The sequence below is a fragment of the Afipia massiliensis genome (assembly GCF_014203115.1).
In the GTDB taxonomy this organism is placed as follows: Bacteria; Pseudomonadota; Alphaproteobacteria; order Rhizobiales; family Xanthobacteraceae; genus Afipia; species Afipia massiliensis.
On sequence record NZ_JACHIJ010000004.1, the window covers coordinates 374361 to 394036 of the forward strand.

Below are 19676 nucleotides of genomic sequence, written 5' to 3' on the forward strand. Positions count from 1 at the left end.
TAACGCGCCGGCCGAAGCCGGCGCTTTATGCAACTAGGATAGAGCTACTTCTTGATCAGCGGGCAGCGCGACGCGTCCAGCGACTGGAAGGCCTGGTCGCCCGGGATCGTCGCGAGCAGCTTGTAGTTGTCCCAACGCCCCTTCGATTCCGACGGCTTCTTCACCTCGAACAGATACATGTCGTGGGTCATGCGGCCGTCTTCACGGATCTTGCCGCCCTTGGCGAACATGTCGTTGATCGGCGTCGACTTCATGATCTTCATCACAGCGGCGGGGTCGGTGGTGCCCGCTTCCTTCACCGCCTTGAGATAGTGAGTGACCGAGGAGTACACGCCTGCCTGCGCGGAGGTCGGCACGCGCTTGATCTTGTCCATGAAGCGCTTCGAAAATGCGCGCGTCTCGTCATTCAAATCCCAGTACCAGGCTTCGGCCAGCACGAGACCCTGCGCGGTCTCAAGCCCGATGCTGTCGATATCGGTGACGAAGGCGAGCAGCGGCGACATCTTCTGTCCGCCCTTCATCAGGCCGAACTCCGCACCCTGCTTGATCGCGTTGATGGTGTCGCCGCCGGCGTTGGCAAGACCGACGACTTTCGCCTTCGATCCCTGCGCCTGCAGCAGGAACGAGGAGAAGTCCGAGGTGTTGAGCGGATGCTTGACGGTGCCGAGCACCTTGCCGCCCATCTTGGTCACAACAGCGGACGTATCCTTTTCAAGATCCTGTCCGAACGCGTAATCGGCCTGAAGGAAGTACCAGGTGTCGAGACCCGCCTTCACGGCAGCAAGGCCGGTCGAGTTGGCCTGCCCGAAGGTATCGAACACATAATGCACTGTGTAAGGACCGCAGGCTTCGTTCGTCAAGCGAACCGAGCCCGGACCGTTGAACATGATGATCTTGTTACGCGCCTTGGCGATCTCGTTGGCGGCGAGCGCCGTCGCCGATGCCGCGACGTCGATAATCGCTTCGACGCCCTGATTGTCGAACATGTCGCGGGCGATGCTCGACGACAGGTCCGCCTTGTTCAGGTGATCCGCCGCGATGATCTCGATCTTGCGGCCGAGCACTTCGCCGCCGAAATCCTCCGCCGCCATCTTCGCTGCAGTCTCGCTGCCGACGCCGGTGATGTCGGCGTACAAACCCGACATGTCGAGGATCGCGCCGAGCTTCAGAGGCGGCTTGCCCTGCGCCATGGCCGCGCCTGAGCCGAGCACGACAGCGGATGAAATAAGAGTTGCGATAATTTTCTTCAATGCAGTCTCCCGTTATGCGCGCCTTCGCCGGCGGCATCTTCCTTGGATTTCATCATGGCGCAACGATGCGCCAGCGACAAGGCCATGCGGCCTTCGCCCTTGACTCACGCCGGTGAAATTACAAGTTTGCGAACCGACAGCCCCGTTTCGCGGGCGCGCGTTTCGCCAGACGGAATGACATGCGGGTTTTGATTACCGGAGCGGGTGGATTTATCGGATCCGAACTTGTGCGCGCACTGCTGAGCACAGGGCAACTCATCGACAGACACGGAGTCCCGCGCGCGATCGATCGCGTGTTGCTGGTCGATTCATATCTGCCCATCGGCTCAGGCGAGAGCTGGGTTGAACGTATCCAGGGCGACATATCTGATGACGCCGTCCTGCGGCGCATCGCGGATTGGCAGCCGGACAGTGTGTTCCACCTCGCCGCCATGCTTACCAGCGCGGCCGCCAATGAGCCTGACCGCGCGCTGCATGTGAATGTCTCGGCGCTGGCGCAACTCATCGCCCTGGTCGGATCGCAGACGGCGCCGCCGAAGTTCATTTTCCCGAGTTCGATCGCCGTGTTTGGCGGCGCTCTGCCTGATGTCGTGGACGACGATCTGGTTCAGCATCCGCAAACGTCATACGGCACGCACAAGTCGATCGCGGAACTGATGCTCGCGGATGCCACCCGGCGCGGCGAGATCGAAGGCAGATCGCTGCGGCTGCCGATCGTGCTGGTTCATCCAGGCCCGCCGACATCGTCCGTCTCGGATCGCGTCGCTGCCATCGTCCGCGATGCCGTCGCCGGACGCGATGTCACCGTGCCGCTGAAAAGCGAGACACACATCCCGGTCGTGTCGGTTGCCGCCGTCGTGGCAGGGTTAATGGCTATGCATGACGTCACATCCGCAAAACTCAACGGCATCACCGCGATCAACCTTCCGGCGCTGACGGTGAGCATGGCGGACATCGTTGCCGCACTGAGGAGAACCGTGGACCCATCTCGCCTGGGGAAAATCACCTTCGCGCCCGACGCGACGCTGGAAGCCATTGTCGATAGCTGGCCCAAGGGCTTTGTTTCGCGCACAGCATCCGCCGTCGGCATATCAAGCGATGCCAGCTTCGAAAGCATCGCCCGGCATTACATCGCGAGTCTCGGCAATGCATGACACGACGGCGGCGGCTTCACCGGACATCTGCATCATCGGCGCCGGCTCGTCAGGCGTCGCGGTCGCCAAGGCCTTGCGCGACCAGGGACTGTCATTCGACTGCTTCGAAAAGGGATCGAATCTCGGCGGCATGTGGCGCTACGAGAACGACAATGGCGTGTCCTGCGCCTATCGCAGCCTTCACATCGACACCAGCCGTAACAATCTCGGCTATCCGGATTTTTCCATCCCCGCCGATCAGCCGGACTTTCTCTCGCATCGGCAGCTGCTGACCTATCTCGAATCCTATGCCGATCACTTCAAGGTCCGCTCAGCGATCGCATTCAACACCGAAGTGACCTCCGTTGAGAGAATCGATGACGGCCGCTGGCGGGTTGTGACCGCCGACGGCCGTCCGCGAAACTACCGCGCTGTCGTGGTCGCCAACGGGCATTTGTGGAATCCGCGCTGGCCATCATTTCCCGGCACATTCGACGGCGTCGCCATCCATTCCAGCGAATACCGCACCGCCGCGCCGTTCGACGACAAGAACGTTCTGGTGGTCGGCATCGGCAACTCCGCCGTCGATATTGCGGTCGACCTTTGCAAGCGCGCAAAGAGCGTCACGCTGTCGACGCGAACCGGCGCTCACGTGATGCCGAAATACATGATGGGAATCCCGACCGACCGCTGGTCGGCGTTCTTTTCCCGCAAGCTGAAATTCCCGACGCTGCTGACGCGCATGATCATGGCGCGGCTAGCTTTCTTCGCCGTGGGCGATCAGTGCCGGTTCGGAATTCCGAAGCCGAAACATCCGATGTGGCGCGAGCATGCGACCATCAGTCAGGAACTGCTGCCCTATCTCGGGCACGGCTGGATCGGCATCAAACCGAATGTCGTGAAGCTTGCCGGCGCCGCGGTCGAATTCGCGGACGGGTCGCGCAATCCATTCGACGCCATCATTTATGCGACGGGATACAAGACGACATTCCCGTTTCTGACGCCGTCACTGTTCTCGGTGACCGACGGCGAAATGGTCGACCTCTATCGCCGTATGACGCCGCCCGGCCTGCCTGGGCTCTATTTCGCCGGCCTGGTGCAGCCGATCGGTGCAACAATTCCGCTGGTCGAGGTGCAGGCGCGATGGATCGCGGCGGCGCTTGCGGATAGAATGGCGCTGCCCTCCGCCGCCGACATGGCGCGCGAAGTCAGATCGCACCACGAGCAGAAGCAGCGGACGTGGCTGAACTCGGCGCGATACACTCTGGAAGTGGATTTCAAGAGCTACGTTGGCGCGCTTCGCAAGGACATGGAGCGCAATCAGGCAGGCCTCTGATGGCGAGATGCCGATGAGCAAGCGCGGGGAGCGTGTCGCAGGACTTGCGATGAGCGTCGCATTGATCATCTGTACTTGCGTTCAACCGGCGCTTGCCGCATGCGCGTTCGCGCTGCAGGGCGATGGCCGCGTAAGCCGCGTGCTTGACGCGAAGACCTTTCGGCTTGAGGACGGACGCGAGGTGCGTCTCGCCGGGATCGAGCTTGCTGCAGACAGCGCGGATCGCGGCAAGGCCATGCTGGCCGCGCTGATCGAAAGCCGCGACGTCTCGCTGCACGGTTCTGACGACACACCGGATCGCTACGGGCGCCAACCGGCTTTTGTCGCCCTGAAGGGATCGGGGACACAGGTCCAGTTCGAGATGCTCTCGCGTGGCGAAGCCCTGGCGTCACCCACCGTCAGCGACCCGGCATGTTCCCGCGCGCTGCTGGCCGCCGAGGCTGCCGCGCGTGCGGCAAGACGCGGCATCTGGACCGGTTCCGCTGCCTTAAAAAACGCGGAAAGCACCGACGATATTTTGGCTCGATTGGGACGCTTTACTATAGTGGAGGGGACGGTTTCGTCGGCCCGACTGGCCGGCGCGACATTTTATGTCAATTTCGGACGCCGATGGACACGGGACTTTGCCGTGACTATTTCAAGGCGCATGATGCCGTCTGTCGAGGCGGCTGGAATTGACCTTAAGTCCCTGAAGGACAAGAGAGTTCGGGTTCGGGGCTGGATCGAGAAGCGCGGCGGGCCGCGGATCGAGATAACCCACCCGGGGCAACTCGAGTTGATCGGCGCAGCCAGGACGATCTCGGGTGATCTGGCCGTAAAGAAATTTGTGCCTGAGGATGAGGGTAAATAGAGACGTGGCGGTATCTGCAAGCCAACGAGACCCACGGAACTCCCCCCGCGTTTTCGCGGCGGCAGCCCTGTGCGCGTCGTTGGGTTTGAGCGCCTGCGGCGACCTCGGCCGATTCCAGACCGCATCGAACGCAAGCTTCGCACCGATCAAGCCGAACAAGCCCGCAGCCCAGACTCCGGCGACCGAACGCGAGCATAGCCGCATACTCGCGTCCTATGGCGGATCCTATGACGATCCGCGGCTGGAAGCCCTGATCACCAAAACCGTCGATCGCCTCGTCGCGGCGTCCGAGCGGCCCGATCTCGCCTACAAGGTGACGATCCTGAATTCCGGCGCGGTCAACGCCTTCGCGCTGCCGACCGGGCAGCTTTACGTCACGCGCGGGTTGATCGCGCTCGCCAGCGACACATCCGAACTGTCGTCGGTGCTCGCGCATGAGATGGCGCATGTCTTGGCCAAGCATGCGGCGATCCGCGAGGATCAGGCCAAGCAGGCCGCCGTCGTCACCCGCGTGGTCGCCGACATGGGCAGCGATTCCGATATGAATGCGCTAGCGCTGGCGAAGACCAAACTGACCATGGCGAGCTTTTCACGCTCGCAGGAATTCGAAGCCGACGGCATTGGCGTCGGCATCGCCGCGCGCGCCAAGTTCGATCCGTTCGGCGCGTCCCGTTTTCTCACCGCGATGGAGCGCAACGCCGCGCTGAAGGCCGGCCGCGCGCCCGCCGACCCGCGTTCGCTGGACTTCCTGTCGTCACACCCGGCGACACCGGAGCGTGTGCAGAACGCACAGTCCAGCGCGCGTCAGTACTCGTCGCCGGAAGGCGGCGAACGTGATCGCGATGCCTATCTCTCCGCAATCGACAATCTTGTTTACGGCGAAGACCCGAGCGAAGGCTTTGTGCGCGGGCGGCGCTTCCTGCATCCGAAGCTGGGCTTCACGTTCCAGGTTCCGGACGGATTCGTGCTTGAGAACACGGCGCAGGCCGTTGTCGGCGTGCGCGAAGGCGGCGCACAGGCGATGCGCTTCGACGTGGTGCGGGTCCCCGCGGAACAGACGCTCGGCGACTACCTCAATTCCGGCTGGATGGAGAATGTCGACAAGTCGTCGACCGAGGACACCAGCATCAACGGCTTCCCGTCCGCGACTGCGACGGCCAGCGGCGATCAGTGGCAGTTCAGAATCTACGCCCTGCGTTTCGGCAGCGACGTCTATCGCTTCATTTTCGCGGCCAAGAAGAAAACGCCGGAAGGCGATCGCAGCTTCCGCGACACGGTGAATTCGTTCCGGCGACTGACGCTGGCCGAGATCCAGGCGGCCCGGCCGCTGCGGATCAAGGTCGTCACTGTGCAGCCTGGCGATACCGTGGAATCGGTGGCCCACCGGATGCAGGGCGTCGATCGCCCGGTCGACCGATTCCGCGTCCTGAACGGTCTTGATTCCCGCTCGACACTGAAGCCGCGCGACCGCGTGAAGATCGTGGTCGACTGAATCTTCGGACAAGCATCATTCAGCAAAAAGCCCGGCGCAAAGGCCGGGCTTTTCTTATTCCAAATTATTGCTAGAGGCCGATCAGGCGGCTTCGTCGGCAGACACCGAGTCGTCGCCGTCGCCATCGTCCGATTCATCAGCCGCTGCATCCGCACCTGCGTCAGCATCCGCCTTGGCGCCGCGACGCGGGCTCTTGGCAAGGTTGGCTTCGATCTCCTTGACCGCTTCGGTCTCGGTGACGTGCTGAACCACGGCGATTTCGCGCGACAGGCGATCGAGTGCGGCTTCGTAAAGCTGCCGTTCGCTGTAGGACTGCTCGGGCTGCGACTCGGAGCGGAACAGGTCACGCACCACTTCGGCAATCGCGACGATGTCGCCCGAATTGATCTTCGCTTCGTATTCCTGCGCGCGGCGCGACCACATGGTGCGCTTGATGCGCGCGCGGCCCTTGAGGGTTTCCAGCGCGCGCTTGACGAGCGAGGGGTCCGACAGCTTGCGCATGCCGACATTGGCGACCTTCGCCGTCGGCACCCGCAACGTCATCTTGTCCTTGATGAAGTTGATCACAAAAAGCTCAAGCCGTGCGCCTGCGATTTCCTGCTCTTCGATCGCGAGAATCTGGCCGACGCCATGCGCCGGATACACCACGAATTCATTGGTCTTGAAGCCCTGACGCTGGGTCAACGGCTTCTTCGGCTCCTCCACGCGCGGTGCAGCAGCAACCGGCTTCGCGGCAGGCTTGCCGGCAACGGTCTTCACGGGGGCCTTGGGTGCAGCGGTCTTGGCAACAGGCTTCGTCACCGTCTTCGAAGGCTTCGCAACGGGCTTTGCGGGGGCCTTCGCGGACGTCTTGGCAGGTTTTTTGTTCGGCATTGTGCTTCTTTTGTTTTTTGAGGGTGTGGCGGACGCGCGAGCATCCTTCTTGGACGCGCTGCGGCTCGCCGCGAGCGTCTTCTTGGTGCCCTTATCCTTGGAACCCTTGTCGTTTGTTTTGGAGTTCTTTTTATGACGCGATTTGTCTGACACAGCGCCCATGCGTGGAAACCGCCACGCCCCTGTTTAATGGTTTCTCGGGAACCCATCGGGGCCCTAAACGCGGGGCAAAAGGGGTTCGGCGTTAGAATGTGCCCAAAATAGCACATTTCCCGCAAAAATCAATGATTTATGGCCCGCGGCGCGCCTTGGACGGCCTCGGCGCCGGTATTCATCGCCGGTAGGGTTAAAAGTTATCCGCGCTGCGGAACTGCCGACACCCGCACATCGGACACCTCAGCAGGTCAAATCAGTCGCCGGAACCCGGATTGGCAGAAAAATATTTGTCGAACTTGCCTTCGACGCCGTCAAATTCCTTGGCGTCGTCCGGCGCGTCCTTTTTCTGGGTGATGTTGGGCCAGGACTTGGCGTAGTCCGCATTCACCTCGAGCCATTTTTCGAGGCTCGGCTCGGTATCGGGCTTGATCGCGTCCGCAGGGCATTCCGGCTCGCACACGCCGCAGTCGATACACTCGTCCGGATGGATCACCAGCATGTTCTCACCCTCGTAGAAGCAATCCACGGGGCAAACTTCCACGCAGTCCATGTACTTGCACTTGATGCAGTTTTCAGTGACGACGTACGTCATCCAAGGCTCCGGACAGTCTCATTTTCTGGTTTGGCGTAGCGCAGGATGTGCGGCGCTGCAAGGGACGCCGTCATGGCCACCATTGGCAATTAGTCATTCCGGAGGCGATTGCAAATCGAGGTAAATGGTTCGCGCGGCGGTGGCATCTCCGCGCCGATCCATAAATCCGGTGATCTTCAGAATCCGCACCCGGCTGTCGAGCGCGATGGTGAGAACCTCGCCTGCCTTCACCGCATGCCCCGGCGAAGTCTGACGCGCTCCATTAATTCGGACGCGGCCCCTGGCGACCAGAGCCGCAGCATCGGTTCGGGTTTTCACGACCCGCGCATGCCACAGCCACTTGTCGAGACGCTGCCGATCCAAATCAGTCCTTGCGGTTACCCGCGAGCTGCTCCTTGAGCGCCGCCAGTTTTGCGAAAGGCGAGTTCGGATCCGCGGGGCGATCGCGTTCGCGCGGAGCGGCGCTGGTCGCGTAGGTCCGAAGCGCACCGCCGCTGCGATCACGATCGTCCTTGCGGTTGTCGCGGCGCTTGTCGAACTTGCCTTTGCTGCGGTCCTGGCCGCGATCCTGATTGCGGTCCTTGCCCTTGAAATGGTCACGCGGCGGCCGGCCGCCCTTGTCGTCGCGCGGCGGACGCGCCTGTGCGGCATCAGCGCCTTCTGCGGCAACCACCGGTGCGTCACCGCGCGGACGGCGATGCTCGTTACTGCGATCGCGGCGATGACGGCCATGGCGTTCGCGCTTGTCGCCTTCGGCAGCGGCTTCACCTTCGGCTGCCGGTGCAGCGGATTTGTCCGGTCCCTTGTAGCGGCTGCGATCATGACGCGGCCGGCGTTCCTCGGAACGCCCGCCCGGCCGCCAGACTTCAACCAGCACCGGTTCTGCGGGGACGGCTTCAGTCGCTTCGGCCGCAGCAACGTCGGGCGCAGTTTCGGTTGCAGCAACTGGTTCTGCGGCAGAGTCACTCGCTGCGGCTTCAACTGCGAGCTCCGCAGCTTCCGTTACCGGGGCGAACTCAACCTCCGGCAACCGCGTTGCTGTGGCATCCGCAGCCACTGTCTCGGCAGCAGCTTCAACGTCATTGGTGATGTCGGCGACCGACTCCGTTGCCGCAGCCGCCTCCGGCTCAACAGCAACCGCTTCCGCTTCCGTCGCAACAGCGACGGTCGGAACGGCTTCAGAGCCTGCAACAGCTTCTGTGGGCGTCTCTGCGGGCGCCACAGGCGGCGCGACCTCAACCGGCAGCGGCGGCCGCTTTTCCATGCGGTAGCCGAGTGCCTTCAGGATCGAGGCGAAATCATCACCGGCAGAACCGGTCAGCGATGTCATCGCCTGCGTGGCGATAAACGAGCGGCCATCGAATGCGCCCGCAGGCTTCTCACCCGATGAGCCCGGACGCCACGACAGCGCAGGACGAATAAGATCGGCGAGGCGTTCCAGAATGTCGACGCGCACCGCACGGTCGCCGCACAGCTTATAGCCAAGCGTGCGGTAAGCTTCCTGATCCAGCGCCTTGTCTGCAGGGAAGGACGTGCGCCCGCTGGCGGCCAGATGCTGCCCGCCGGTCAGCGCCGACCAGTCCACGTCATCGCGCTTCAGCGCCCAGAGCAGCGACGCCAGTCCGCGCGCCGCCGGCTTGAGCAGCGCGGGGAAGAAAATATGATACGCGCCGAACCGCACGCCGTACTTGCGCAAGGATGCGCGCGACGGCTGGTCGAGATCCTTCATCTCCGCGGCGATCTTCGGCCGTTCCAGCACACCGAGCGCTTCGATCAACTGGAAGGCGATGCCGCGCGCGATGCCGGTGATGTCTTCGGCCTTCGACAGTTCGAACATCGGGCCGAGAATTTTTTCGATATGCGTTTTGAGCCATAGATCCAGCCGCGTCTGCACAGCCTCGCGCGACGGGCCGGTCAGGCGCTCATCGGCAATGATCCGGATGCGGGGATGCAGCACGTCGTCGGCAGCGACCAGCTTGGCGACGGCATCGCCGGTCCAGCGCAACGTACCGTCGGAGGTCAGCACGAACTGATCGTCCGGCGCCTTCGACAGCTTTTCGGCGCGCGCATCGATCTCGCCAGCCAGCGCCTTCAGTGCAGCAGCCTGCAAGGCCTTGGCATCGGAGCCCGCTTCCGCCGACTCCGGCGCGAACATGAATCCATCGAGACGGCCAATCATATGGCCCTCTACGATCACTTCGCCCGTCTTCCCAATCTCAGTATTCAGCATCGTGTTTTCCCGTAAGCGCCGCATCAATACACTGGTCCGGCGATCAACGAAACGCTCAGTTAGCCGTTCATGCAGGGCATCTGACAATTTATCCTCGACCCCACGGGCAATTCCCTGCCAGCGTTCGGGGTCCACCAGCCAATCGGGACGATTTGCCGCGAATGTCCAGGTCCGGATCTGGGCAATCCTGGCCGATAATGTGTCGATATCGCCGTCGGTGCGGTCGGTTTGCGCGATCTGGGCTTCGAACCAGTTGTCCGGAATCCGGCCCTTTCGCATCAAAAACCCATACAGCGTGGTGACAAGCTCGGCGTGCGCAGCTGGCGAGAGCTTGCGGTAATCCGGAATCTGGCAGGCCTCCCACAGCCGCTCGACGGCGGCGGCGCCCTTGGCCATGTCGCGGACGTCCTCGTCGCGCGCCGCGTGCTCGAGCACGCGGATATCCTCGGCAATCGGCGCGCGCGTCAGTACCTCATGGTTCGGCACCAGCGCGAGCGACACCTGAAGCGCGCCCAGCGATGAGAAATCCAGCCGCGTGTTCCGCCATTGCAGCATCTTGACGCTGTCGAAGGTGTGATTCTGCAGCGCATTGACCAGTTCGGGCTCGAACGGCGCGCAGCGCCCCGTGGTCCCGAATGTTCCATCGCGCGTGGCGCGGCCGGCGCGGCCCGCGATCTGCGCAAACTCCGAAGGCGTCAGCCGGCGGAACTGATAGCCGTCGTATTTGCGGTCGGATGCGAACGCCACATGATCGACGTCGAGGTTGAGACCCATCCCCACCGCATCGGTGGCAACGAGATAATCGACGTCGCCGGACTGGAACATCTCCACCTGCGCATTGCGGGTGCGCGGCGACAGCGAGCCCAGCACCACGGCGGCGCCGCCATGCTGACGTCGGATCAGTTCGGCAATGGCGTAAACTTCGTCGGCGGAGAACGCGACAATCGCAGTACGTCTAGGCTGCCGCGTGATCTTGCGGTCGCCGGCGAATTCGAGCTGCGACAGCCGCGGCCGCGTGACGATGTTGGCGCCGGGCAATAGCCGCTCGATGATCGGCCGCATGGTGGCCGCACCCAGCAGCAGGGTTTCATCGCGCCCGCGCCGGTTCAGTATCTTGTCGGTGAAAACGTGACCGCGCTCCAGATCGGAAGCGATCTGGATTTCATCTACCGCGAGAAACGACACATCGAGATCGCGCGGCATCGCCTCCACCGTGGAGACCCAGTACCGCGCCCTGGGCGGCTTGATCTTCTCCTCGCCAGTGATCAGCGCCACGGCATCGGCACCGGCCCGCGCAGCGATCTTGTTGTAGACCTCACGCGCCAGCAGCCGCAGCGGCAGACCGATGATTCCCGACGAATGAGCCAGCATCCGCTCAATCGCCAGATGGGTCTTGCCGGTGTTGGTGGGGCCGAGCACCGCAGTGACACCGGCGCCAGGAGCACGCTCATTCGAAAACAGCGGGGCGGAAGACGACAAGGGCATAATCACAAGGTCCGCATAACGCACACGACGCGGACGCCGCAGGCAGTGACTGGAAGTGTCTCACAATGCGACGCTATTCACGCCGCAACTTAAGATTTGGAACGGTTAAGGAACGAAAGAAGCCCGAATCGCTGACTCGCGGTGTGATTGCCTCGAAGGCCTCAACATGTCGCACAATTCGTCGGTCAACGATACTATATGGGGTTTGAAGATGCTCCGCGCATGTCGCGATCGGGATGAAATCGTTAAGTCCGGAGTCGAATCGGATTGGCCGAAGAGTCAACACGATTCATGGTGAGATTCGCGGCTGAATCAGCGCGGCGGCGGCCGCAGGACCCGGACCGACCGGGTCAGTTCGTCGAGTTCGTCTTGGCGGTCTTCTGCGCCGAAACAAATTCCGTCGCTTCGATCATGCCGGTGCCGAGCGGCGTTGGAATGGTGATCCTGAAAGGCGCCAGCACACGCGTCCCGGCGATCGGCGCGAACCAGATTTCCATGTTGCGCTGGGCCGCGACGTACTTGATCGAAACGCGATCCGGAACGTAGCCCGCGATCGGCGTAAAATAGACCGCACAGACCACGACCGGCCCATGATAGCCCTTTTCGGCCTTGACCGTTTCCATGCGCTTGTACTCAAGCCGCAGATCGTAACGCATCCGGCCGTCGAACACCGACAGCGTCCTGCGGCACGCTTCGGGACCAACCGGATCGCCGGTGCCCGCGACTTTCAGCAGCGAGCCCGTCATCGGATCGAGCACGTTGCGGCGATGCGCGTCGGTCACCGGAATACGATCCGGGCTTTCCGGCGGCTGCGGCTCGATCGTGGAGTCCTTGACGTTGCCGCCGCCCAGCGCGATGCGGATGACTTCAGCTTTCTTTCCGTAATTGACGGTCGAAACGTAGCTGAGCGGAGCGAATTGACCCGCCGTGATACGGCCCTGTGTGGTGCCGGTGCCATTGCCGCCGCCGATGGATTTCATCAGCCCGGTGGTGGCGCCGCTGACGGCGGCCGAATACTGGTCTTCGGAAACATCGACGATCCAAGCGCCTTTGCCGATGGGGAGGCCGGCGAGCGAAGCTTCATACTTGGCGTCCAAACGTCCCTGGGCCGTCGCAGGCACGGCCAGCGACGCGCAGAGAGCCAGCGCCCCCGACAGGCAAAGCCCTAGCCTGACGATCCGGAAGCGTTTCCGGGCGAATTCTGGGAACCGGGGCATGTCCACCGACGAAAATCCTTGCACACGATGACCGGCGATTGACCGGCGCCCCCGGAGCACGGCGTCGGCGGGACGGCTATCCCGCGTAGGCCGCGAAAGTCGCTATCGAAAGCCTGTGGTAACTTGTCTGGTCAGGGATTACGTCGATTATATGTTAGGAAATCACTGGTTTAACGGGGAAAATTGTCATTTTTGCCGACGGCGGCCTCTCGCCCTGACCCGCAGATAAGTTGCTGAAATCGCCTCCCAACCTTGACGCTAGGCGGCTAGCCCCTTATAGCTCCGCCGTTCCTGAAATGGACGGTTTCAAACCCCCACGCGACCCCGTTCCGGTGGTCCGGGGCGACACAAGATTTCGCCAAAGGATTACGCTATGTCTCGGCGCTGCGAATTGACGGCCAAGGGCCCTCAGGTTGGCCACAAGGTCAGCCACTCGAACCACAAGACCAAGCGCCGGTTCCTGCCGAACCTGTGCAACGTCACCCTGATCTCGGACACGCTCGGCCGCTCGGTGCGCCTGCGTATTTCGACCAATGCGCTGAAGTCGGTCGATCACCGCGGTGGCCTCGACGCATTCCTGATCAAGGCCAGCGCCGACGACCTGTCGCCGAAGGCGGTCGAACTGAAGCGCCAGATCGAAAAGAAGAAGCTCGCCGTCGCGAGCTGATCGTTCGATCCGCAACAGGATTTCAAAAGGCCGGGCTTTTGTCCGGCCTTTTTTTGTTTTGAAGATCTTCTGCCGTCATTACGGGGCGAACTCGCACCTCAGGATGACGGCACTCACTCCCCGACCAGCGTGAATTGCAGCAGCAGGGTGCGCTGGATCATCGAGAAATTGTCGTCCGACACCATGGTCAGTACGGTCTCGCCCTTGTCGGTGACGTGCGCGTCGATGCCCTCCATGTTGTCGACCTCGTACCCGAGATCGACCTCGAAGATCGTCGGCCCGTCGATCACCGCATCCGGAACAACGGATTTGACCGGGATGCGGCGGATGCGAATGCCGACGCCTTCGAGCAGTGAAAACTTTCGTTCCAGCAGCAGCAGATCGCCGGACGGCAACAGAACCGCATCGCTGATGTCGAAATTGTCCGTGCGCCTGACCGTGAACGGACCGGGCGACGGTCCACCGATCAGGAAGCTCAGGATATTTCCCGACGGATCGAGCCCGCGCTCCGAAATCGCAATCAGGCTTCCTGCAAGCGGCTGCCCCTTCGGGACGAACACGAGGGCTTCGAGTCCCTTGTTAAAGGGCAGCTCGCTCATCCCGGGCGGCAGCGGCACCACCTCGCCTCTCGAGCGGATGCCGCCTTTGCTGAAATCGAACCGCACGATCTGATTGACACGCTCAAAGCCCACATAAGCCGTGGACCCGTCGAGCGCGAGCGACTCGCTGTCGAACCAGCTACGCGCAGTGACTTTCTTGCCATCGCTGTCCAGCATCGGCGCGGATTTCACATCGGCCAGTCCCGCCATGCGCTTGCCCCGATAGGCGATGCGTCCGGTAAACCAGCTGCCCTTGTCGCTGATGGCGATGAACTGCTCGCCCTTCTTGTCGAGCCGCAGTCCCGACAGGCCGCCGAAACCGCGAAACGACGAAGTGAGGATGAGCCCGCTGCGAAACTCCAGCGCGCCATAACGAATGTGGGTCGGATCGCGCGGATCGAAGGATTCGATCGGGCGCGCCTTGACCTCGACGGCGGCGGTCTGCGCCGCAGCGGGGGTTGCACCCAGACCGGCCATGCACGCGGGCAGCACAACCGCGGCGCTCCCCAGAAACCGCCGGCGGCTGATGTCGGTGGTCATGTCGAGTGATCCGGTTCTGACATTCGTATCACTTCTCGGCCGGCACCTTTTACGAATGTCAGAACCAAAGGATCACTCGAATTATAGTCTGCTAGTGTCCTTTCGTATCCGACGTTCGCTCGGGAGCCGCTACAGAGTAAAGCGAACGTCGGATACGGGACACTAGGAGTGCAATCTGCGGCGGCGCGACGGCGACGAGGTCTCGACATGGGTTTCGCTGAACAACTCGGCCAGCTTTTCCGTGATGGCGCCGCCGAGTTCTTCCGCATCCACGATGGTCACGGCGCGGCGATAGTAGCGCGTCACGTCATGGCCGATACCGATGGCGATCAGTTCGACCGGCGAGCGGGTCTCGATTTCCTCGATGATGTGGCGCAGGTGCCGCTCGAGATAGTTGCCCGCATTGACCGACAGCGTCGAGTCGTCCACCGGCGCGCCGTCCGAAATCATCATCAGGATCTTGCGCTGCTCGGAGCGTCCGAGCAGGCGCTTGTGCGCCCAGTCGAGCGCCTCGCCATCGATGTTTTCCTTGAGCAGGCCCTCGCGCATCATCAGGCCGAGGTTCTTGCGCGCGCGCCGCCATGGCGCGTCCGCCGACTTGTAGATGATGTGGCGCAGATCGTTGAGGCGGCCCGGATTGGCGGGCTTGCCCGCCGCCAGCCACGCCTCGCGCGACTGACCGCCCTTCCACGCCCGCGTGGTGAAGCCGAGAATCTCGACCTTGACGCCGCAGCGCTCCAGCGTCCGCGCCAGAATATCCGCGCAGGTCGCAGCCACCGTGATCGGCCGCCCGCGCATCGAACCGGAATTGTCGAGCAGCAGCGTCACCACCGTGTCGCGGAAGGTGGCTTCCTTCTCGTGCATGAACGAGAGCGGATGATACGGGTCGGTCACGACGCGCGACAGCCGCGCGGGGTCGAGGATGCCTTCCTCGAGATCGAATTCCCAGGCGCGGTTCTGCTGCGCCATCAGCTTTCGCTGAAGCCGGTTGGCCAGCCGCGCGACGATGTGCTGCAAATGCGCGAGCTGCTTGTCGAGATAGCTGCGCAGCCGCTCCAGTTCGTCGTGCTCACACAGATCTTCCGCCGAGACGACCTCATCGAACTTCGGCGCGAAGGCGTGATACTCCGGCCCGCGCGGCTCGTTGCCGCCGCGGCCGGGCGGCCGATGCGCTTCGCCAGGCGTTTCGTCCTCGCCCATCTCGCTGTCGTCGAAGGCGTCGCTGGCGGATGCCTGCGCGCTTTCCATGGCGTTTTCCGACATCTCCTCGGTGGAGGATTGCGACTGTTCGGCGCTCATCTCCTCGGCGGATTCGCCCTCCGGCGAACCATCCGCTCCGGACTGGTCTTTTTCGCCGTCGCGGTTCTCGTCCTGATTGTCGTCCTCGTCCTGATCCGCATTGCGGTCGTCGCCAAGTTCGAGCGCCTGCAGCACGTCGTGAAGCGCGTCGCCGAAGCGGGCCTGATCCTCGGTGAAGTTCTTCAGCACATCGAGACGCGTGCCGATCTTGTCTTCAAGGACAGGCCGCCAGAGGTCCACCATCTTGCGCGCCGCGGCCGGCGGCGCGAGGCCGGTGAGCCGTTCGCGCACCATCATCGCCAGCGCATCGGCCAGCGGCGCGTCGGCGCGGTCGGTGATCTCGTCGAATTTGCCGCGATGGAAATGATCGTCGAGCATCGCGGTGAGGTTTTTGGCGACGCCGCTCATGCGCTTGGCGCCGATGGCTTCCACGCGAGCCTGCTCGACGGCGTCGAACACACCGCGAGCCTGCGGATTGCCCGGCGCCAGCTTGCGGTGAACCTTCGGATCGTGACAAGCCACACGCAACGCAATGGAGTCGGCATGGCCACGCACGATGGCCGCATCCTTGCGGGTCAATTTTCGCGCCGGCTCCGGCAGCCGCGCCTTGCCGGGCGACAGGCCCGGGCGCTCGGCGGCAAATGTCACCTCAAGTTCAGGCTGCTTGGCGATGGCGCGCAGTGCTGACGTCACCGCGCGCTTGAACGGCTCCGTCGGCGATTCCTTCGACCCGGTCCTGAACTTGATATTCGACGTGCTCATGCAACCTTTCCTCCCCGCGCGACGGGGAGAGGCAAATCCTAGCTCAACGCGACATTGACCGCGGATTCCGGCAGCTCCGCATTGAAGCAGCGCTGATAGAACTCCGCCACCAGCGGACGCTCAAGCTCGTCGCACTTGTTCAGGAAGGTGACGCGGAAGGCAAAACCGATGTCGCCGAAGATTTCGGCGTTTTCCGCCCAGGTGATGACGGTGCGCGGTGACATCACCGTCGACAGATCGCCGTTGGCGAACGCGTTGCGCGTCAGATCCGCGAGGCGGACCATCTTGTTGACGGTGTCTCGGCCGGCATCGGTGCGATAGTGCTTCGCCTTGGCGAGCACGATCTCCACTTCCTCGTCGTGCGGCAGATAATTCAGCGTGGTCACGATCGACCAGCGGTCCATCTGGCCCTGGTTGATCTGCTGGGTGCCGTGATAGAGGCCCGAAGTGTCGCCGAGACCGATCGTATTGGCGGTCGAGAACAGGCGGAACGCCGGATGCGGCTTGATGACCTTGTTCTGGTCGAGCAGCGTCAGGCGGCCCGAGACTTCGAGCACGCGCTGGATCACGAACATCACGTCCGGGCGGCCGGCGTCGTATTCGTCGAACACCAGCGCGATGTTGTGCTGAAGCGCCCACGGCAAGATGCCGTCGCGGAATTCGGTGACCTGCTTGCCGTCGCGAACGACGATGGAGTCCTTGCCGACGAGATCGATACGGCTGATGTGGCTATCGAGGTTGACGCGCACGCAGGGCCAGTTCAGCCGTGCTGCGACCTGCTCGATATGGGTCGACTTGCCGGTGCCATGAAAGCCGGTGACCATGACGCGGCGGTTCTTCGCGAAACCGGCGAGGATAGCGAGCGTGGTGGCACGGTCGAAACGATAATCCGAATCGACATCGGGCACATGCGGATCGCCGTTGGAATAGGCGGGGACTTCGAGGTCGCTGTCGATCCCGAAGACCTGACGAACCGACACTTTCATGTCTGGGAGGCCTGCGGGTTCCTGCGACTTGGTCATGGCGGCGGTCATCAATCCTCCGTGGTCCCGGATGCTCCCGAAACCAGACGTGCTTGCTGCGGGTGGGGTGCGTGCTGCAACGTAGCAGACAGATGCCAATGGCAGAAGCCCACTGCGCAATGAAAGTTCCATCGTATTTTCATTGAGATAAGCCATTTTCGCAGCTTTGGTAGGTCTGCCCTGCGATTGCCGGGGACCACGCCGATTCGGAGGGCCCAATCGGCGGTTGGCCCCGGATTTCCCGGTGTATGGTGGCGTTCCCGGAATCGCGCCAGCAGTGGGCCTCAGGTGAATTCGCATCTCCATCAATTGATCGGGTTTGTCTCGCTTCATGCCTTGCTGGCCTATGCAGCGATTTTCCTTGCCGCTTTTCTTGAGGCCGTCCCCATTCTGGGCTCGCTGATCCCGGGCTCGACCGTGATTCTGGCGCTCAGCGCGCTGGTGCCCGCCGGCAGCCTTCACCTGACGCCGGTGCTGATGGCGGCAATCGCCGGGGCGCTGCTCGGTGACGGGCTAGCCTACTGGATCGGCCGCGCCAGCCAGCGCAAGGTGCTGACCTCCTGGCCGCTGTCGAATTACCCGGCGCTCGTCGCGAAGAGCGAGGCCTTCTTCCATCGCTATGGGACGCTTGCGGTGTTTCTTGCGCGTTTCGTGCCGCCGATCCGCGCCGTCGTGCCGATCACCGCCGGCGCGCTCGGCATGCCGCCGCAGCGATTCTATCCGGTCAACGCCGCCGCCGTGCTGGTGTGGGCGTCAGCACACGTGCTGTCGGGCGCGCTCGCCGGCTCCGCTGCGGAGCGATGGGGCATGAAAATCGAACACTACGGATTGCCGCTGGTGGGCGGCATCATCGCCATCGGGATAATCGCTGTGGGCGTGTATCACTGGCGCAGTCGGCGCGAGGCGAACGGGAGGGTCGGGTGAAGCGAGCCAGCGAACACAGAGCGTTCACCGACCGCAATGTCGCAAAGGTGTTTGACGCCTATCCGGATGCCGTTCGCGCAAAGCTGCTGACACTGCGCGCGATGATCCTGGAGACCGCGACCAAACTCGACGGCGTCGGCCCGCTCGAGGAAACGCTGAAATGGGGCCAGCCGAGCTATCTCACCGCGCAGTCCGGCACCGGCAGCACGATCCGGATCGACCGCGTGAAACCAGCCGATGACCGCGTCGCGATGTATTTCCACTGCCAGACCGATCTGGTCGCAACATTCCGCGAACTGTATCCAGCGCAGATGGAGTACGGCGGCAACCGCAGCATCCTGTTCGAGACGACCGCGAAAATTCCTGAAAAGGCGCTGCGCCACTGCATCGGGCTGGCGCTGACCTATCACGCGCGCAAGGGCGTCACAAAAAACAAATCAGTTTCGGCGAAGAAGACGGTTTCGGTGAAGAAGACGGTTTCAAAGCACAAGCGTGAACCCGCCACGCCGAAAAGGCCGGCGCTCAGGACGCGCCGCGCACGACTGTCTTGAGATAGTTGTAGGCCTTGATGATCTCGATCAGGCGATCTTCGGTCGAGCGATCACCGCCGTTGGCGTCGGGGTGATGCTGCTTCACCAGCAGCTTGTATTTGGCCTTCACCGTTTCCAGCGTGGCGTCGGGACCGAGGCCCATGACCAGCAGCGCCTTCTTCTCGGCGTTGAAGATCTTTCGCGTTTCCGCCTTCGGCTCCGCCCTGGCACTGCCCGGACCGGGACGCCACTTGCCGCGCCCGTTCATCTCGTCGAACATCTTGAGCGGATCCAAAGCCGCGTCCATGTCGAGATCGGACTTTGATTTTTTACCGCTGTTCGCACCCATCTTCCAGGTCGGACGATGGCCGGTCAGCGCATCCTTCTGGTAGCTGGCGACCGCATCCGGCGCCATGCCCTGGAAAAAATTGTAGCCCTGATTGTATTCGCGAACGTGGTTGAGACAAAAATGCCAGTATTCCTTCTCATGACCGCGGCCCTTGGGCGCACGATGTCCGCCCTTGTTCTTGCAGCCGGGCGCCTCGCACATCACGGCTTCTTCGCGTGCAGCAGCCTGCTGCTTCGCGCTCAGCTTGTTGGGCTTGATGCGGATGCTGTCGAAGAATTTGGATGAGTCGATGGCCATGGCTGTCTGATAACGCCTTGTGAGAAGCTGCAAGTCTTCACGCGAATTTTCGCGAGCGCGGAGTATACATCGC

17 protein-coding genes are annotated in these 19676 nt (G+C 62.6%); 7 read left to right on the plus strand and 10 right to left on the minus strand.

Annotation, left to right across the window (positions count from 1 at the left end):
• Positions 1-44: 44 nt before the first annotated feature.
• The gene (locus HNQ36_RS15590; RefSeq protein WP_430641374.1) at positions 45-1190 is read right to left on the minus strand and encodes an ABC transporter substrate-binding protein; all 1146 of its coding nucleotides are present in this window, start codon (positions 1188-1190) and stop codon (positions 45-47) included.
• A gap of 239 nt (positions 1191-1429) precedes the next feature.
• On the opposite strand from HNQ36_RS15590, the gene HNQ36_RS15595 reads away from it, so the two are divergent.
• The 4 genes from HNQ36_RS15595 to HNQ36_RS15610 are packed head-to-tail and all read left to right on the plus strand — an operon-like array spanning position 1430 to position 6061.
• On the plus strand, positions 1430-2404 hold the full coding sequence (locus HNQ36_RS15595) for an NAD-dependent epimerase/dehydratase family protein (protein ID WP_184086585.1): 975 nt from the start codon (positions 1430-1432) through the stop codon (positions 2402-2404).
• Entirely contained in the window at positions 2397-3719 is a 1323-nt protein-coding gene (locus HNQ36_RS15600) for a flavin-containing monooxygenase (protein ID WP_184086587.1), read from the plus strand. Before HNQ36_RS15595 ends, HNQ36_RS15600 begins: the two co-directional genes overlap by 8 nt.
• A 49-nt stretch (positions 3720-3768) precedes the next feature.
• Entirely contained in the window at positions 3769-4569 is an 801-nt protein-coding gene (locus HNQ36_RS15605) for a thermonuclease family protein (RefSeq protein WP_246395414.1), read from the plus strand.
• A gap of 4 nt (positions 4570-4573) precedes the next feature.
• Positions 4574-6061, plus strand: coding sequence for a M48 family metalloprotease (locus HNQ36_RS15610; protein ID WP_184086590.1), 1488 nt, complete (start codon positions 4574-4576; stop codon positions 6059-6061).
• A gap of 81 nt (positions 6062-6142) precedes the next feature.
• Here HNQ36_RS15610 and HNQ36_RS26225 read toward each other — a convergent pair whose 3' ends face one another.
• From HNQ36_RS26225 to HNQ36_RS15635, 5 genes are all read right to left on the minus strand, one after another.
• Complete coding sequence (locus HNQ36_RS26225; protein WP_283809698.1) at positions 6143-6934, minus strand: CarD family transcriptional regulator; 792 nt, start codon at positions 6932-6934, stop codon at positions 6143-6145.
• A 409-nt stretch (positions 6935-7343) separates the two neighbouring features.
• Positions 7344-7682 (minus strand): ferredoxin FdxA, encoded by a 339-nt coding sequence (gene fdxA, locus HNQ36_RS15620; RefSeq protein ID WP_046827907.1) that lies wholly within the window; start codon positions 7680-7682, stop codon positions 7344-7346.
• Positions 7683-7775: 93 nt separating this feature from the next.
• The gene (locus HNQ36_RS15625; RefSeq protein WP_184086594.1) at positions 7776-8045 is read right to left on the minus strand and encodes an RNA-binding S4 domain-containing protein; all 270 of its coding nucleotides are present in this window, start codon (positions 8043-8045) and stop codon (positions 7776-7778) included.
• A gap of 1 nt (position 8046) precedes the next feature.
• A complete protein-coding gene (locus tag HNQ36_RS15630) occupies positions 8047-11397 on the minus strand; it encodes a helicase-related protein (protein ID WP_184086596.1) in 3351 nt (1116 codons plus the stop codon).
• A 350-nt stretch (positions 11398-11747) separates the two neighbouring features.
• Complete coding sequence (locus tag HNQ36_RS15635; protein WP_184086605.1) at positions 11748-12614, minus strand: DUF3108 domain-containing protein; 867 nt, start codon at positions 12612-12614, stop codon at positions 11748-11750.
• 373 nt (positions 12615-12987) lie between these two features.
• On the opposite strand from HNQ36_RS15635, the gene rpmB reads away from it, so the two are divergent.
• Positions 12988-13281 carry a 50S ribosomal protein L28 gene (gene rpmB, locus HNQ36_RS15640; protein ID WP_184086607.1) on the plus strand — a complete coding sequence of 98 codons (294 nt, stop codon included), beginning with the start codon at positions 12988-12990 and terminating at the stop codon, positions 13279-13281.
• 113 nt (positions 13282-13394) lie between these two features.
• On the opposite strand, the gene HNQ36_RS15645 is transcribed toward rpmB, so the two are convergent.
• The 3 genes from HNQ36_RS15645 to cobS all read right to left on the minus strand — a co-directional run bounded on the left by HNQ36_RS15645 (position 13395) and on the right by cobS (position 17515).
• On the minus strand, positions 13395-14420 hold the full coding sequence (locus HNQ36_RS15645; protein ID WP_184086609.1) for an esterase-like activity of phytase family protein: 1026 nt from the start codon (positions 14418-14420) through the stop codon (positions 13395-13397).
• A gap of 162 nt (positions 14421-14582) precedes the next feature.
• Positions 14583-16481: a cobaltochelatase subunit CobT gene (gene cobT, locus HNQ36_RS15650; RefSeq protein WP_184086617.1), complete on the minus strand. Its 1899-nt coding sequence runs from the start codon at positions 16479-16481 to the stop codon at positions 14583-14585.
• Positions 16482-16519: 38 nt separating this feature from the next.
• Positions 16520-17515, minus strand: coding sequence for a cobaltochelatase subunit CobS (gene cobS, locus HNQ36_RS15655; RefSeq protein WP_046827914.1), 996 nt, complete (start codon positions 17513-17515; stop codon positions 16520-16522).
• A gap of 276 nt (positions 17516-17791) precedes the next feature.
• Between cobS and HNQ36_RS15660 the strand changes: the two genes are divergently transcribed.
• Both HNQ36_RS15660 and HNQ36_RS15665 read left to right on the plus strand, forming a co-directional pair.
• A complete protein-coding gene (locus HNQ36_RS15660) occupies positions 17792-18427 on the plus strand; it encodes a VTT domain-containing protein (protein ID WP_184086619.1) in 636 nt (211 codons plus the stop codon).
• Positions 18424-18978: a DUF1801 domain-containing protein gene (locus HNQ36_RS15665; RefSeq protein ID WP_184087116.1), complete on the plus strand. Its 555-nt coding sequence runs from the start codon at positions 18424-18426 to the stop codon at positions 18976-18978. Before HNQ36_RS15660 ends, HNQ36_RS15665 begins: the two co-directional genes overlap by 4 nt.
• Here the strand turns inward: HNQ36_RS15665 and HNQ36_RS15670 are convergent.
• A complete protein-coding gene (locus HNQ36_RS15670; protein ID WP_184086621.1) occupies positions 18950-19603 on the minus strand; it encodes a J domain-containing protein in 654 nt (217 codons plus the stop codon). The genes HNQ36_RS15665 and HNQ36_RS15670 overlap by 29 nt on opposite strands.
• Positions 19604-19676 lie beyond the last annotated feature (73 nt).

What these genes read in the sequence shown, in the direction of transcription:
- HNQ36_RS15670 (WP_184086621.1), bottom strand. Translation starts at nt 19,603, where the DNA reads ATGGCCATCGACTCATCCAAATTCTTCGACAGCATCCGCATCAAGCCC.
- HNQ36_RS15630 (WP_184086596.1), bottom strand. Translation starts at nt 11,397, where the DNA reads ATGCCCTTGTCGTCTTCCGCCCCGCTGTTTTCGAATGAGCGTGCTCCT.
- HNQ36_RS15600 (WP_184086587.1), top strand. Translation starts at nt 2,397, where the DNA reads ATGCATGACACGACGGCGGCGGCTTCACCGGACATCTGCATCATCGGC.
- HNQ36_RS15635 (WP_184086605.1), bottom strand. Translation starts at nt 12,614, where the DNA reads ATGCCCCGGTTCCCAGAATTCGCCCGGAAACGCTTCCGGATCGTCAGG.
- rpmB (WP_184086607.1), top strand. Translation starts at nt 12,988, where the DNA reads ATGTCTCGGCGCTGCGAATTGACGGCCAAGGGCCCTCAGGTTGGCCAC.
- cobS (WP_046827914.1), bottom strand. Translation starts at nt 17,515, where the DNA reads ATGACCGCCGCCATGACCAAGTCGCAGGAACCCGCAGGCCTCCCAGAC.
- HNQ36_RS15605 (WP_246395414.1), top strand. Translation starts at nt 3,769, where the DNA reads ATGAGCGTCGCATTGATCATCTGTACTTGCGTTCAACCGGCGCTTGCC.
- HNQ36_RS15645 (WP_184086609.1), bottom strand. Translation starts at nt 14,420, where the DNA reads ATGACCACCGACATCAGCCGCCGGCGGTTTCTGGGGAGCGCCGCGGTT.
- HNQ36_RS15590 (WP_430641374.1), bottom strand. Translation starts at nt 1,190, where the DNA reads ATGGCGCAGGGCAAGCCGCCTCTGAAGCTCGGCGCGATCCTCGACATG.
- fdxA (WP_046827907.1), bottom strand. Translation starts at nt 7,682, where the DNA reads ATGACGTACGTCGTCACTGAAAACTGCATCAAGTGCAAGTACATGGAC.
- cobT (WP_184086617.1), bottom strand. Translation starts at nt 16,481, where the DNA reads ATGAGCACGTCGAATATCAAGTTCAGGACCGGGTCGAAGGAATCGCCG.
- HNQ36_RS26225 (WP_283809698.1), bottom strand. Translation starts at nt 6,934, where the DNA reads ATGCCGAACAAAAAACCTGCCAAGACGTCCGCGAAGGCCCCCGCAAAG.
- HNQ36_RS15595 (WP_184086585.1), top strand. Translation starts at nt 1,430, where the DNA reads ATGCGGGTTTTGATTACCGGAGCGGGTGGATTTATCGGATCCGAACTT.